At 72.1% G+C, this 13,051-nt stretch carries 13 protein-coding genes; 3 read left to right on the forward strand and 10 right to left on the reverse strand.

What is annotated here, in order from left to right; all coding sequences use genetic code 11:
- Positions 1–15: 15 nt before the first annotated feature.
- Complete coding sequence (locus ACNNMR_RS39755; protein WP_419999590.1) at positions 16–501, forward strand: hypothetical protein; 486 nt, start codon at positions 16–18, stop codon at positions 499–501.
- Here the strand turns inward: ACNNMR_RS39755 and ACNNMR_RS39760 are convergent.
- From ACNNMR_RS39760 to ACNNMR_RS39780, 5 genes are read right to left on the reverse strand one after another with little or no spacing between them, the layout of a single operon-like run.
- Positions 467–1,549, reverse strand: a complete 1,083-nt coding sequence (locus ACNNMR_RS39760; protein WP_419999591.1) for an amidohydrolase family protein — start codon at positions 1,547–1,549, stop codon at positions 467–469. The two genes, ACNNMR_RS39755 and ACNNMR_RS39760, sit on opposite strands and share 35 nt — an antisense overlap.
- Positions 1,549–2,313 (reverse strand): ABC transporter permease, encoded by a 765-nt coding sequence (locus ACNNMR_RS39765; RefSeq protein WP_419999592.1) that lies wholly within the window; start codon positions 2,311–2,313, stop codon positions 1,549–1,551. The genes ACNNMR_RS39760 and ACNNMR_RS39765 overlap by 1 nt, the downstream gene beginning before the upstream one ends.
- The gene (locus ACNNMR_RS39770; protein WP_419999593.1) at positions 2,310–3,113 is read right to left on the reverse strand and encodes an ABC transporter ATP-binding protein; all 804 of its coding nucleotides are present in this window, start codon (positions 3,111–3,113) and stop codon (positions 2,310–2,312) included. Before ACNNMR_RS39770 ends, ACNNMR_RS39765 begins: the two co-directional genes overlap by 4 nt.
- Positions 3,110–3,907 (reverse strand): ABC transporter permease, encoded by a 798-nt coding sequence (locus ACNNMR_RS39775; protein ID WP_419999594.1) that lies wholly within the window; start codon positions 3,905–3,907, stop codon positions 3,110–3,112. The genes ACNNMR_RS39770 and ACNNMR_RS39775 overlap by 4 nt, the downstream gene beginning before the upstream one ends.
- Positions 3,904–4,902, reverse strand: coding sequence for an ABC transporter substrate-binding protein (locus ACNNMR_RS39780; protein WP_419999595.1), 999 nt, complete (start codon positions 4,900–4,902; stop codon positions 3,904–3,906). Before ACNNMR_RS39780 ends, ACNNMR_RS39775 begins: the two co-directional genes overlap by 4 nt.
- Before the next feature lie 213 nt (positions 4,903–5,115).
- On the opposite strand from ACNNMR_RS39780, the gene ACNNMR_RS39785 reads away from it, so the two are divergent.
- Positions 5,116–6,159 carry a LacI family DNA-binding transcriptional regulator gene (locus tag ACNNMR_RS39785; protein ID WP_419999596.1) on the forward strand — a complete coding sequence of 348 codons (1,044 nt, stop codon included), beginning with the start codon at positions 5,116–5,118 and terminating at the stop codon, positions 6,157–6,159.
- On the opposite strand, the gene ACNNMR_RS39790 is transcribed toward ACNNMR_RS39785, so the two are convergent.
- The 4 genes from ACNNMR_RS39790 to ACNNMR_RS39805 all read right to left on the reverse strand — a co-directional run bounded on the left by ACNNMR_RS39790 (position 6,156) and on the right by ACNNMR_RS39805 (position 10,336).
- The gene (locus ACNNMR_RS39790) at positions 6,156–7,637 is read right to left on the reverse strand and encodes a M1 family metallopeptidase (protein WP_419999597.1); all 1,482 of its coding nucleotides are present in this window, start codon (positions 7,635–7,637) and stop codon (positions 6,156–6,158) included. The genes ACNNMR_RS39785 and ACNNMR_RS39790 overlap by 4 nt on opposite strands.
- Positions 7,638–7,754: 117 nt before the next feature.
- A complete protein-coding gene (locus ACNNMR_RS39795; RefSeq protein ID WP_419999598.1) occupies positions 7,755–8,378 on the reverse strand; it encodes a LysE family translocator in 624 nt (207 codons plus the stop codon).
- A gap of 69 nt (positions 8,379–8,447) precedes the next feature.
- Positions 8,448–9,632 (reverse strand): macrolide family glycosyltransferase, encoded by a 1,185-nt coding sequence (locus ACNNMR_RS39800; protein ID WP_419999599.1) that lies wholly within the window; start codon positions 9,630–9,632, stop codon positions 8,448–8,450.
- Between the two features lie 47 nt (positions 9,633–9,679).
- Complete coding sequence (locus ACNNMR_RS39805) at positions 9,680–10,336, reverse strand: CatB-related O-acetyltransferase (RefSeq protein WP_419999600.1); 657 nt, start codon at positions 10,334–10,336, stop codon at positions 9,680–9,682.
- Between the two features lie 75 nt (positions 10,337–10,411).
- Here ACNNMR_RS39805 and ACNNMR_RS39810 point away from each other — a divergent pair, with 75 nt between their 5' ends.
- A complete protein-coding gene (locus ACNNMR_RS39810) occupies positions 10,412–11,020 on the forward strand; it encodes a TetR/AcrR family transcriptional regulator (protein WP_419999601.1) in 609 nt (202 codons plus the stop codon).
- Here ACNNMR_RS39810 and ACNNMR_RS39815 read toward each other — a convergent pair.
- Positions 11,017–13,008 carry a hypothetical protein gene (locus ACNNMR_RS39815; RefSeq protein ID WP_419999602.1) on the reverse strand — a complete coding sequence of 664 codons (1,992 nt, stop codon included), beginning with the start codon at positions 13,006–13,008 and terminating at the stop codon, positions 11,017–11,019. The two genes, ACNNMR_RS39810 and ACNNMR_RS39815, sit on opposite strands and share 4 nt — an antisense overlap.
- Positions 13,009–13,051: the final 43 nt, after the last annotated feature.

The raw sequence follows: 13,051 nt of genomic DNA on the forward strand, positions 1-13,051 counted from the left end.
TGGGAAGGACGCCGAATGAACATCGCCGCGCTCTGGTTCGGCCCCGAGAAGTTCGGCCCGCTGCGGGTCGAGGTGTGGTCGCTCCTCATCGGGCTGGTGGGCTTCGCGATCCTGGCGCTGGCGCTCGGGAAGTGGCTGCTGCCGCGCATCAACGCGACGCTCGAGAAGCGCGAGGGCGCCACGACCGGCCGCTTCGAGCAGGCGGAGGCGCTGCAGGTCGAGGCGGACGAGGTGCGGGCGCAGTACGAGGCCGTGATGGCCGACGCGCGGCACGAGGCCAACCGCATCCGCCAGGAGGCGACCGAGGAGGGCGCCGCCCTGATCGCCGCCGCCCGCGCCGAGGGGACCACCGAGCGCGACGCCATGGTCGCCGACGCCCACACCCAGATCGCCGCCGAGCGCGAGGCGGCCGAGGCCGCCCTGCGCCCGAATGTGCACCTCCTCGCCGAGGAGCTCGCCGAGCGGATCATCGGCGAGCCGGTGGCGTCGAAGCGCTCCTGACACTGCCGCTGCCGCTGCCACTGCCGCTGACACCGCCGCTGCCGCGCAGCAGCCGGTTGATGTTGCCCGAATAGATCCGTGCCCGGGCGTCCTCCTCTATGTCGAGGGCGTCCAGCACCTTGATCGTCTCCCGGATGTACGCCGGGCCGCCCTCCGGGTCGAAGGGGCAGTCGGTGCCGAAGAGCACCCGGTCCGCCCCGAAGAACTCGAGCCCGCAGCGGATGCCGATGGCGGACCCCGACAGTGCGGTGTCGGCGTAGAAGCGGCGGAAGTACTCGATGAGCGGCCGCGGCAGCGCCTCCTGCCGCAGCCGTTCCAGGTCCGCGCCCGAGGTGCGGCTGCCGAGCTGGTCGCTCCAGCCGAGGCCGATCCGGCCCTCCAGATACGGGATCATCGCGCCCAGGTGATGCGTGATGATCTTCAGTTCCGGGTGCCGCTCCAGCACCCCGGCGAAGACCAGCCGCGCCATGGCCGCGCTCGTCTCGTACGGCCAGCCGAGCGCCCACCAGATCTCGTACCGCGACCGGTCCTCCGTGGCGTAGTCCGGGAAGCCGGGGCCGCGGGTGGGATGCAGCCAGATCGGCAGGTCGCGGCGGGCCATCTCGGCGAAGACGGCGCGGAAGGACGGGTCGTCGAGCGGCTTGCCGCCGACGTTGGTGAAGAGCTGGACGCCGCCGGCGCCGAGGTCGTCGATGGCGTACGCGAGTTCGGCCAGGGCCGCGTCCGGGTTGTTGAGGGGGAGCGCGGCGACCCAGGCGGGGAAGCGGTCCGGGTAGCGGTCGCAGAGGTCGCGGAGGGAGTCGTTGGCGAGGCGGGCGAGGGCGGGGGAGTCGGCCGGGCCCGCCAGCAGCTCGATCGGCGGCGAGGACAGCGTAAGCACCTGCTGATAGTCGGCGCCGAACTCGTCCATCATGCGCAGCCTGGCGTCCACATCGTGGAGCGCCTCCAGCTCCAGCCAGCGCCTCAGGTCGCCGGATCCCGCGGCCAGTTCGCGCATCCGGGCGAAGTAGGGGGCGGGCAGGATGTGGCTGTACGCGTCGACCTTCATCAGTCTCCCTTTGCGGTCTGCGGCACCCAGCGGGTGAGCCGCCGATCCGCGGCCTGGACGAGCGCGATGGCCACCAGGGCGACCGCGATGACGATGAGCAGCACGGCCAGCACGCTCGCGCTGTCGAAGCTGCCGCCGGCCTCGGTGACGATGTGGCCGAGGCCGACCACGGCGATGAACATCTCGCCGTTGAGCATTCCGGTGACCGCGCGGCCTACGCCGAGCCGCACGCCCGCCATGATCATGGGGGTGGCGGCGGGCAGGACGACGCGGAGCAGCAGCTGCGCTTCCCCGGCGCCGTAGGAGCGCGCCATCTCCTCAAGGTGGCCGGGCACGGCCTGGACAGCCGCGGCGGTGTTGACGATCACGACGAACACGGCGTAAATCACGATCACCGCCACCACCGCGCCGCGGCCCGCGCCGAAGAGCGAGAAGAAGACGGGCGCGAAGACGAGCGACGGGGCGGTCAGCAGCGCGTATACGTACACGCCGAGCGCCGCCTCGACGCGGCGGGAGCGGCCCATGGCGATGCCGATGAGGAGCCCCGCGACGAGGGAAATGGCCGTGCCGAGGAGGAGGTTGAGCAGGCTGTCGCGGACGCTGGCGAGCAGCTCGCCGTCGGCCGCCATCTCGCCGAGCCGGTCGAGCACGGTGCTCAGCGGCGGGAAGAAGGACGCGTCGGCGGCGCGGCCGACCGCCTCCCAGGCGGCGGCGCCGGCGGCGAGGCTGAGGGGCGCGGCGGGGAGCCGGCTCAAGGCACTCATGCCGCGGCCCCGGTCCGTACCGGACGGTGCTCCTCGTGCATCTCGCGCAGCCGGTCCCACAGATACGCGGTCAGCTCCGCATACACCCCCGACCGCTCAGGCCCGGCCCCGCCGCGGGCGGCGCGCGGGCGCGGCAGGTCCACCGGCACCAGCTCGGCGACCCGGCCGGGCCGGGCGCTCATCAGCGCGACGCGGTCGCCGAGCAGCACCGCCTCCTCCATGCTGTGGGTGACGAAGACGACCGTCGGCCGCTGCTCCTCCCACAGCGCGAGGAGCTCCTCCTGCAACAGCCGCCGGGTCTGCTCGTCCACGGCGCCGAACGGCTCGTCCATGAGCAGCACCTGCGGATTTACGGCCAGTGCCCGGGCGATGCCGACGCGCTGCTGCATGCCGCCCGACAGCTCGCCGGGGAGCTTCTTCTCGAAGCCCGCGAGGCCCACGGTGGTGATCAGTTCGCGGGCGCGCTCCTCGCGCTCGGCGCGGGCGACGCCGCGCATCCGCAGCCCGAAGGCGACGTTGTCGACGACGGAGGCCCAGGGGAGGAGGGCGAAGTTCTGGAAGACCATCGCCCGGTCGGGCCCCGGGCCGTGCACCGGGCGGCCGTCGACCTCGATCGTGCCGGAGTCGTACGGGACCAGGCCCGCGATGCACTTCAGCAGCGTGGTCTTGCCGCAGCCGCTGGGGCCGAGGAGGGTGAGGAACTCGTTCTCGGCGACGCTGAGTCCGGCGTCCTCGATGGCGGTGACGGTGTCGCCGCGGCGGTCGGTGAAGGTCTTGGACAGGCCTTGGATCTCGATCATTTGGGGCTCCTTGCGGTGTGGGCCCATCGGGTGAGGCGGCGTTCGCACCAGCGGGCGGCGGAGATCAGCAGCAGCGCCTCGGCCAGGATGATCACGATGGTGGCGTAGAGGGGCGGGGCCTTGAGCAGGCCGCGGTATTCGAGGATCAGGCCGCCGACGCCGTCGGAGATCATCAGCAGCTCGACGATGACCATGCCGGTGACCGCGCGGCCGAGGCCGAGGCGTACGCCGGTCATGACGGCAGGGAGGGCGCCGGGCAGGAGGATGCGGGTGAAGATCTCGCGTTCGCGGGCGCCGAAGGAGCGGGCCATCTCGATCAGCGAGGGGTCCACCTGCCGTACCCCCGCGCGGCTGTTCACGATCACCATGACGATCGAGAAGACGGTGACCAGGGCGGTGCGCGAGGTGAGGCCGATGCCGGTCCACATGACCAGCAGCGGGATGATGGCGGCCATCGGCGTGACCAGGAGGATGTTGAGGTAGACGTCCGTGAAGCGCTCCAGCGTGCGGAAGCGGCCCAGGAGGATGCCGAGCGGGATGCCCAGGGCGAGCGCGATGGCGAAGCCCAGGGCGAGCGCCTGGTTGCTGACGTAGAGCGCCCGCCAGAGCTCGGGCTCCGCGAGCAGGCCGGCGGTGGCGCGTACCGTCTCGAAGAAGCCGGGGACGAGGAGGCCGCCGCGGGCGCGGGCGTAGAGCTCCCAGGTGGCGGCGAAGAGGGCGAAGGTGAGGAGCTGGTACGGGAGGCGGGCGGGGGTCGCGGCGGTCCGCCTCGCGGTGAGCCGGGCGGCCTTCATGACGCCGCCCGGATGAAGCTGAGGTCGGCCGCTTCCTTCGCCGTCAGGTCATCGCCGACGACTCCGGCGCGGGCGAAGAAGTCGATGGTGCGCTGGACGTTGTGCGGGGTGAGGGCGGCCGCGTTGAAGAGCTTGCGGGCCTGGTAGCGGCGGGCGATGCGGGGGACGTCCTCGGGGTCCTCGTCGGGGAGGTGGCGGTGCACCAGGTCGACCAGGTGGCCCGGGCGAGCATTGATGCGGGCGTGCTCGCGGACCAGCGCCCTGACGAACGCCTGGGAGACCGCGCGGTGTCGCGTGAGGAAGTCGGCGTTCGCGTACACCGTCTGGGGGTGCACATCCGGGAGTGACTTGGCGAAGTCGGCGATCTTGGTGATGCGGTCGGCGCCGCCCGCCGACTCGAGGGCGACCGCGTCGGAGATCTCCAGCGGCGTGGCGTCGATCTCGCCGGCCGCCAGGGCCTGGGCGCGGACATCGGAGCCGCCGATGGTGAGGTAGTCGGGGGTGGCGCCGGCGCGGCATTCGGAGCGTACCCAGTCCTTGGACATGGCGGTGGCGACGGCGCCCTCGCTGAAGATGCCGAAGGGGCGGCCGCGGAGGTCGGCGCAGGAGCCGGTGCCCGGCTTGCCGTAGACGGCCCACTGGTTGGCGACTACGTCGGCGATGATCTTGATGGGGGCGCCCTGCTCGATGGCGCTGAGGGCCGGTCCGGTGGCCTCGGCGGAGATGGCGTAGTCGCCCTGGGCGAGGCCCTCGATGGCCAGCTCCGGCTCGGCGAGTTCGACGATCTTCACGTCGTGGCCCTGGCGGCGGACGGCGTCGGCGGCGGCGAGGACCGGCACGGCGGTGATGTCCCGCTCGGTGACCGCGACGGTGAAGGAGAGCTTCCCGTCGGCCAGCGATCGGGTGCCCGTGTCGGTGCCGCAGGCCGGCACGGCGGCGGCTGTCAGGGCGCCTAAGAGCGCGCCGACGATAAGCCGCTGCTTGCGGATGCGCATGGATTCCCCCTTCGTTGCTTCCTCGGTATGCCGAGGTCAGCGGTTAGGCAAACGTATGCCTTGCCGGGATGCTAGGTGGAGGTGCCCCGGGTAAGTCAAGGGTGTAACGCCGCGTGAAAGGCGGGTAGTTGAGGTCGGAGCGGTTGCGAAGCCGCCCTGACCTGTGCCATGTTGAGCCAGGCAGCAGGCAAACGTTTCCCGCGGAAGGTGGCCGTGAGCTCACTGGTGGAAGTCGCCCGCGAGGCCGGTGTCGCGGTGTCCACCGCGTCGCGCGTGCTGAGCGGCTCCGATCATCCGATCTCGCAGCGCACCCGCGACCGGGTGATCGCCGCCGCCGAGCGGCTGCACTACTCGCCCAGCGCCCTGGCCCGCGCCATGGTCTCCCCGCACAGCCGCCTCATCGGCGTGCTGGTCAGCGACATCGACAACCCGTACTTCTCAGTCATCGCCCGCGGCGTGGACGACGTCGCGACAAAGGCGGGTTACGTCACCATGCTCTCCAACGTCGACCGCCGCACCACCACCGAGATCAACCGCCTCCAGGCCATGCGCGACTACCGCGCCGCGGGCGTCGTCTTCGCCGGCAGCGGCTTCGTCGACGACCCCCAGGCCGCCGCGCTCACCGACGCCGTCAAGCGGGCCCGCGAGCAGGGCGTCAGGTCCGTAACCCTGGCCGCCCGCGACCTCGGCTGCCCGGCCTTCACGGTCGACAACCGCGCCGTGGCCCACGACATCACCGACCACCTCATCGCCCGCGGCCACCGCCGCATCGCCTTCATCGAGGGCCCGGAGGGCATGACCGTCAGCCGGCACCGCCGCGAGGGCTTCCTCGCCGCCATGCGTACGGCCGGACTGGAGGCCGCGGCCGACCTCCACCCCGGCGGCTTCGACTACGACGCGGGCCACGCCACCGCGCTGCGCATCCTCGCCCGCCGCCCCCTCCCCGACGCCGTCCTCGGCGCCAACGACGAGGTCGCCCTCGGCGCGCTCCGCGCCCTGCGCCAGGCCGGCCTCGACGTGCCGCGCGAGATCTCCGTGGCGGGCATGGACGACCTGCGGATCGCCGAATTCACGGGACTGACGACGGTGAGCCTCCCCTTGTACGAGATGGGCTCCCTCGCCGCCCGGCACATCGTCGACGCGACGGCCCCGGGTGTGGGCAAGGCACCCGGGGCCGGGGAGGCGTCAGCTTCAGCGACGGTGCTCAGCCACCGCATCGCCGTACGCGACACGGTGGCCCGTAAAGCCGCCTCTTAGTGCGAGTGCACGCCGTTCGTAGCCGCGATCTTCTTCCACGACTTGGGCTGCTCCGGCGCCGCCGCGGACCGCTTGACGGACGCCGGGGCCGCGGGCTTCTCCGGGGTGTACAGCCAGGTCTTGAACAGCGCGTCCAGGTCCTTGCCGGAGATCTTCTCCGCCAGCGCGATCAGGTCCGCGTTCGAGCCGTTGCCGTGCGCGCGCTCCTTCGGCCAGGTCTTCAGCAGCTCGAAGAAGGCCTTGTCGCCGATCTCGTTGCGCAGCGCCTGCAGGGTGGCCGCGCCGCGGTCGTAGACGGCGAGGTGGAACTGGTTCTCCGGGCCGGGATCGCCCGGCGCGACCTTCCAGAAGGCGTCGTCGGCCGGGTGCGAGGCGTAGACGTAATCCGCCAGCTCCTGCGCCGTGCCCTCGCCCTCCTTCTCCGACCACAGCCACTGCGAGTAGCGGGCGAAGCCCTCGTTGACCCAGATGTCCTTCCAGCCCTTGACCGACACGCTGTCGCCGTACCACTGGTGGGCCATCTCGTGCACGACGACGGAGACGTTCGAGCCGTTCGCGAACTGCCGCGGGCTGTAGAAGGGGCGGGTCTGGGTCTCCAGCGCGTAGCCGGTGGTGACGTTCGGGACGTAGCCGCCCAGGGAGTTGTACGGGTACGGGCCGAAGACCGTCTCCAGGTACTCGGTGACCTCCGCGGTGCGCTCGATGCTCGCCTTCGCCGCGCCCTCGTTGTCGCCGAGGTCCTTGCTGTAGGCGTTGATGACGGGGAGGCCGTTCGCCGTGGTGTCCTTGGTGACCTCGAACTTTCCGACCGCGAGGGTGGCCAGATACGTCGCCTGCGGCTTGTTGGAGCGCCAGGCGAAGCGGGTCCAGCCGGCCTGCGACCGCTCCGACTGCAGGGTGCCGTTGCTGATCGCCTGGGTGCCGTCGGGCACGGCGACGTTCACGTCGTAGGTGGCCTTGTCGGTGGGGTGGTCGTTCGACGGGAACCACCACCACGCGGACTCCGGCTCGTTGGCGGCCACGCCGCCGTCCGGGGTGCGCAGCCAGGAGGTGAAGCCGGAGACCTCGACCTTGCTCGGGGTGCCGCCGTAGCGGACCACGACGGTGAAGGACCTGCCCTTCTCGATCCCCGCGGGCGGGGTCACCTCGACCTCGTGCGCGCCGGTGGCCTTGAACTGGGCGCGCTTGCCGCCGATCAGGATCTCCTTCACGTCGAGCGCGAAGTCGAGGTTGAAGCGGGACAGATTCTGGGTGGCCTTCGCGAGGAGGGTGGCGGTGCCGTCGAGGCGGTCGGTGCCGGGCTCGTACTTCAGGCGCAGGTCGTAGTGCGAGACGTCGTAGCCGCCATTGCCGTAATCCGGGTAATAGGGATCGCCGATGCCCGGGGCGCCGGGCTCGAAGTCGGCCGCGGATGCCGGGATCGCCAGCATGACCAGGGCGGCGACGGCCGAGCCCGGGACGATGAGTCTGCGGTGCACGAATCCTCCAACTCGTCGGGTGCGTCCGCTGGGCACGGACACACACGCGAAGGTATGTACTCCCCGGCGGGCAGACGTGTCCATGGCGTTTTCCGTCATGCGATTGCCATGGCGGTGTCACACCGCTGCGTACGTCCCGAGCCCCAGGTAGACGCCGCCGACCGCGTAGCGCTGGCGGCGCAGCGCCTTCGGGCGGTTCGCGAGCCGGCTGCTGAGGCTGCCGCCCGCGTACGTGACCAGGCAGTTGACGCTGAAGCCGATCGCGCTCAGCGTCAGGCCGAGGACGAGCAGCTGGCTGCGGGTGGCGGCCGGGCCCGCGCCCGGGGTGACGAACTGCGGGAGGAAGGCGAGGAAGAAGAGGATCACCTTGGGGTTGAGCACCTGTACGAGAACCGCGTCCCAGTAGACCCGGGTGAGCGGCACGGGCTCGGCCTCGCCGGGGGCGAGGGCCGCGGAGCGGCTGAAGAGCGCGCGGATGCCGAGGTAGAGCAGATAGCCGGCGCCGGTGTACTTCAGCACGGCGAAGGCCACCTCGGAGTGGGCGATGACCGCGGAGACCCCGACGACGGCGGCGCTGACGTGCACCAGCGTGCCGGTCTCGACGCCGAGCGCCGAGAACAGCCCGGCGCGGCGGCCCTGGGCGACGCTACGGGTGAGGATGTAGATGAGGTTCGGCCCCGGCACCAGCACCAGGGCGAGCGCGGCCACGGCGAAGGCGGCGAGACGGGCGGGCTCGGGCATGTCGGCGGGCTCCAGGTGCGGGGCGGGCGGGCAGGGTGCCCCAGCTTGGCACGGGGGGAGGCGCCAATGTCAGGTTGCGGGGGCCAGCATCCTCTCGATCAGGTCGGCGGCGCGCAGGGTGCCGCCCTCGGCCCGGGCGGCGGTCTGCAGCTGCTTGGACCGCTCGATCCGTTCCGGGTCGGTGACCAGGTCGTTCAGCGCCGCGCGCAGACTCTCGGCGGTGGCGTCGGCGGTGTCCACGCGGCGGGCGATGCCGAGTTCCACGAGCCGGTCGGCATTCATGAACTGCTCGGCGCCCTGGGGCACGGCGATCATGGGGACGCCGGCGAGGAGGCCTTCGCCGCAGCCGCCCATGCCGGCGTGGGTGACGAAGGCGTCGGCCTGCTCCAGGATCGCCCGCTGCGGGACCCAGGAGTGCACTTCGACGTTGGGCGGGATGGCGCCGAGTTCGTCCGGGTCGGTGTGCCTGCCGATCTGGAGTACGACGTGCCAGCCGGGCAGGTTGCCGAAGGCGGCGAGGCACTGGCGGTAGAACTCCGGCTGCCGGGTGTACGCGGAACCCAGTGAGATCAGCAGCACTCGGTCGGCGCCGTCCGGGCGGGTCCAGCCGTCCGCGTCCGTACGGGCGTCGAAGCAGGGGCCGACGAAGGTCACCGTGTCGGTGTCGACCCGGTCGCCGTGCGGCTGCATCGCCCGCGGGATCAGGGCGAGGGCCCGGCCGGGCGGTCCGGAGAAGGCATCCACGTCGGTGGTGGTGGCTCCGCACTCGGCGAGCCAGCGCGCGAATCGCTCCTGGTACGCGTCGGCCCCCGGCAGCTTGCGCAGCTGCGCCGCTACTTCTTCTTCGTAGCCGTCCCAGGCAACGAAGGTCGGGGACAGCTGCATGAGCGGACGGCCCTGCGCCTCGGCGAGGGCGCGCGCGGCGTAGGCGCCGATGTCGTAGAGGTACAGGTCGGCCGGGTCGTCGTCGTAGGCAGCGTGCAGCTGCGGGAGCGCCTGGATGGCGTCGTCGAGGAAGAGGCTGCTCGCGGCGATGGGATCGGCGGGCCAGGCGTTGTCCACGACGGGCAGCGTGGAGGTGCAGGTCACCAGCTCCGCGCCGGTGGGCTCGATCCGGTCGGCCACGAACGGGTCGTTGGCGTAGGTGACCCGGTGCCCGCGGGCCACGAGCTCGCGGATGACCGCGAGGCTGGGGAGGACGTGGCTGACGGCGGGGACGCCGACCATCGCGATGTGGGCGGGGCGACTGGGCATGGGCGATCACTCGATTCTGGCGCGGGTGGTGTTGCCGGGATGCGGTATCAGGCGGTGTCAGGGCTCTGCGCGGCGGCGGCCTCCAGCTCTGCGACCGTACCCGACATGATCGTCCGTACGTGCTCGATGATCTGCTCCACTGGCCAGTCCCACCACGCCACGGCGAGCAGCCTGGTGACATCCTCCGCGTCGTATCGGGTGCGGATCAGCCGGGCCGGATTGCCGCCAACGATGCCGTAGTCGGGCACATCGCCCGTGACCACGGCTCCGGCGGCGATGATCGCGCCGTGGCCGATGCGTACTCCGGGCATGACCGTGGCGCCGTGCCCGAACCACACGTCATTGCCGACAACCGTGTCCCCCCGCCCGGGCAGCCCGGTGATCAGGTCGAAGTGCTCGGCCCAGGAGCCGCCCATGGTGGGGAAGGGAAAGGTGGACGGGCCGTCCATGCGGTGGTTGGCGCCGTTCATGATGAAGCGGGTGCCCGTCCCCAGCGCGCAGTACTTGCCGACGACGAGCCGCTCGGGACCGTAGTGGTAGAGCACGTTGCGCGTCTCGAAGGCGGTCGGAGCGTCCGGATCGTCGTAGTACGAGAAGTCACCGACCTCGATCAGCGGCGACTTGACCAGCGGCTTGAGCAGGACGACGCGCGGGTGCTCGGGCATCGGGTGGAGCACGGTGGGATCGGCGGGAACGGGCGGCATCGTGGATGCGGTTCCTCTCATAAACCTGACCTGACGAACCTAGAGCGACAAGTGTCGCATTAAGATGATGGCACGATGACAGACCCGCAGGACCCGCCAGCCGACCGCCGCCCGGGCGGCCGCACCGCCCGCATCCGCGCCCAGGTCCTCGATGCCGTACGCGCCGAACTCGCCGAAGGCGGCCACGAAGGACTCACGATCGAGGCTGTCGCGACCCGGGCGGGAGTGCACCGCGCCACGGTCTACCGGCGCTGGCGCGACGTAGGCGGCCTGCTGGTGGACGTCATCACCGCCGCCGGTGAGACCGACTGGCAGCCGCCGGACACCGGCTCCCTGCGCGGCGACCTGACGGCCCTCAACCAGGAGATCCAGGACTCCCTGGTCGTACGGCCGTCGCTCGCCCTCGCCCTGATGGCCGCCTCCTTCCACTCCGAACAGGCCGCGCGCGCCCAGACGCAGCTCTGGGCGGACCGCTACGCCCAGTGCGAGCTCCTCGTAGAGCGCGCCATCGACCGCGGCGAACTCCCCGCACCGCACCCGGACGCGCGGAGCCTGCTGATCGCAGCCACGGCACCGCTCTACCACCAGCTGGTGCTCCTGCGCACCGCCCCGGACCCGCACCTCCCGGCGCAGGCCGCGGAGGCGGCGGTTCTGGCGGCTGCAGCGGGCGCCTTCGCTGCCTAAGCGCCCTCGATCACCAGCCAACCCCGGTAGGGGAGCGGCTCGTCCGCGGCGATGCCCCCCGCCGCCGCGGTGAGCGCGGCGGCGGCCGGCGGCTGCAGCGGGGCCAGCAGCGTCGCGTGCGCCGCGCCCGCGCCGGACGGGAGGTCGACGCGCGGCTGCGCCGGGTCCGGGCTGCCGTTGGCGACGGCCAGCTGCCAGCCGGTCGGCGTGCGGGCGAGGTGCGGGATGAGGTGCGGGCCGCCGGTGATCAGCGGGAAGGCGGGGGAGTCGCCTTCCAGGTAGCGGATCATGGCGTGCAGCACGGCCTGCCCGTCGTCGCTGTACGGGAGCTGCTCCGGGGCAGTCGCGGCGAGCACGCCGACGCGGCCGCCGAGGCTGTTGGTGAAGACGCAGCGCCCGGCACCCCACGGCTCAAGGCCGGCGGTGAGCACCTGAGTCCACACCCGCGCCCCGTCCGCGGGCCGCAAGCGGGCCAGCGCGGGCTGCACATTGACGCTCAGGTAGTCGTCGAGGCCGTCGAAGCCGATGCCCGGCAGCACCTGCTCGACGGCGTACGGACCCGGCTCCGTGAGCGCACCCCGGCCCTCAACGGCGGTGGCGCTGACGCCCATCAGCTCCGCGAACCCGCGCTCGGTGAGGATGCGCGCCGCCACACCGTCCAGCAGCAGCCCGCCGCCGAGCATCCGGCGCACCTCTTCGTCGTCGTACGCCCACGCCAACTGCCCGAACAGCACCCGTACCGGCGCGTCGTCCCCCGCCGTCACCGGCACTCCATACCGCAGCAGGAAGTCCGCCGCCGGACCCGGGTCGGCCTCGAGGCCCGCGAGGCTGCCGGTGGTCGTACGGACGTGGGCGGCCTGATCCTCCCGTACGGGCAGCCCGACCCCCAGCGTGCCGGTGGCGGGCGGCAGGTCCGCGAGGAAGTCGAGCGCCGGCCGCGACCGGCGCAGCAGCTCCCCGACGCGGGGGTGGCGGTCGGCGCGGCCGCAGTGCATGGGCAGCACATTCAGGAACTGGGCGTCCGCGCCGCCCAGTTGGGCCGCGGCCATCTCCGACCAGGTCTGGGTGTCGGACTTGGACCAGGAGGTGTGGGTCCAGTTCTCGATCTCCGGCTCGTTGCGCGCCCACGCGGGCCGCAGCGCCCGCTGCGTCTCGAGCATCCAGACCGAGCGGCTGAGGGTGCGGCCAGGGGTATCGCTGTACGCGGCGAAGTGCGGCCGGTGATACGCCTCGCCGTCGATCGCGAGCGCCTCGAAGAGCGCGGTCCAGTCGCGGCCCTCGACGGAGTGCGTGCCGGGGCGCGAGCTCATCAGCCCGAGCCGGGAGCGGCCGCCGGAGCCCTCCGCGACCGCCGCCGCGAGCTGCCCGGCGACCTCCAGCTGGGCCGTACGCCACACCTGCTGGAGCAGCGCGCGCCACGGATGCGGCGTCCCCGGCGCGGTGATGGCCGCGACGAGCCGCTCGCGGGTGACCGGCTCGCCCGCCAGCTCCGCGAACCGCTCCAGCATCAGCGGCTCGAAGCCGCCGCCCCAGGTCAGCGGCGCGTGATTGTGATAGCGGAAGTCGTCCTCCAGCCACAGCACGCGGAAGCCGAGCTGCGCGAAGCGGCCGTAGTGCGCGGTGACCCAGGAGCGCCAGCGCGGGCAGGCGAAGGACGCCTGGTCGGTGGCGGTGGAGCCGTCGGGGCCGACCATGGGCGCGAAGCCGTGCCGGCCCTGGCGGCCGCGGTCGCCGTGGCCCGAGGTCACCCACGGGTTGAGGCTCACCTCCAGGCCCGACTCCCGCAGCACCGCGACGGCCTCGGCGGTCGTCGCGTACAGCCGGTCCTCCGCCGCGCCTGCCGGGTGGCCGTCGTAGAACTCCTCGGCCGCGAGCAGCAGCACCACCTCGCCGATGGTGGCGTCGTGGCAGAACTTGGCCAGTTCCGCGGCCTGCCGGACGGCGTCGTCGGGGTGGAGCTGAAAGCGCAGGTGATAGCGGACTGGCACGTGCGGGCCTCCTTGGAATTAGTTCGACTAGAATCCGAACTAT

The sequence above is a fragment of the Streptomyces boninensis genome, assembly GCF_048572725.1.
GTDB classification, from domain to species: Bacteria; Actinomycetota; Actinomycetes; order Streptomycetales; family Streptomycetaceae; genus Streptomyces; species Streptomyces boninensis.

What these genes read in the sequence shown, in the direction of transcription:
- ACNNMR_RS39755 (WP_419999590.1), top strand. Translation starts at nt 16, where the DNA reads ATGAACATCGCCGCGCTCTGGTTCGGCCCCGAGAAGTTCGGCCCGCTG.
- ACNNMR_RS39760 (WP_419999591.1), bottom strand. Translation starts at nt 1,549, where the DNA reads ATGAAGGTCGACGCGTACAGCCACATCCTGCCCGCCCCCTACTTCGCC.
- ACNNMR_RS39765 (WP_419999592.1), bottom strand. Translation starts at nt 2,313, where the DNA reads ATGAGTGCCTTGAGCCGGCTCCCCGCCGCGCCCCTCAGCCTCGCCGCC.
- ACNNMR_RS39770 (WP_419999593.1), bottom strand. Translation starts at nt 3,113, where the DNA reads ATGATCGAGATCCAAGGCCTGTCCAAGACCTTCACCGACCGCCGCGGC.
- ACNNMR_RS39775 (WP_419999594.1), bottom strand. Translation starts at nt 3,907, where the DNA reads ATGAAGGCCGCCCGGCTCACCGCGAGGCGGACCGCCGCGACCCCCGCC.
- ACNNMR_RS39780 (WP_419999595.1), bottom strand. Translation starts at nt 4,902, where the DNA reads ATGCGCATCCGCAAGCAGCGGCTTATCGTCGGCGCGCTCTTAGGCGCC.
- ACNNMR_RS39795 (WP_419999598.1), bottom strand. Translation starts at nt 8,378, where the DNA reads ATGCCCGAGCCCGCCCGTCTCGCCGCCTTCGCCGTGGCCGCGCTCGCC.
- ACNNMR_RS39800 (WP_419999599.1), bottom strand. Translation starts at nt 9,632, where the DNA reads ATGCCCAGTCGCCCCGCCCACATCGCGATGGTCGGCGTCCCCGCCGTC.
- ACNNMR_RS39805 (WP_419999600.1), bottom strand. Translation starts at nt 10,336, where the DNA reads ATGCCGCCCGTTCCCGCCGATCCCACCGTGCTCCACCCGATGCCCGAG.
- ACNNMR_RS39810 (WP_419999601.1), top strand. Translation starts at nt 10,412, where the DNA reads ATGACAGACCCGCAGGACCCGCCAGCCGACCGCCGCCCGGGCGGCCGC.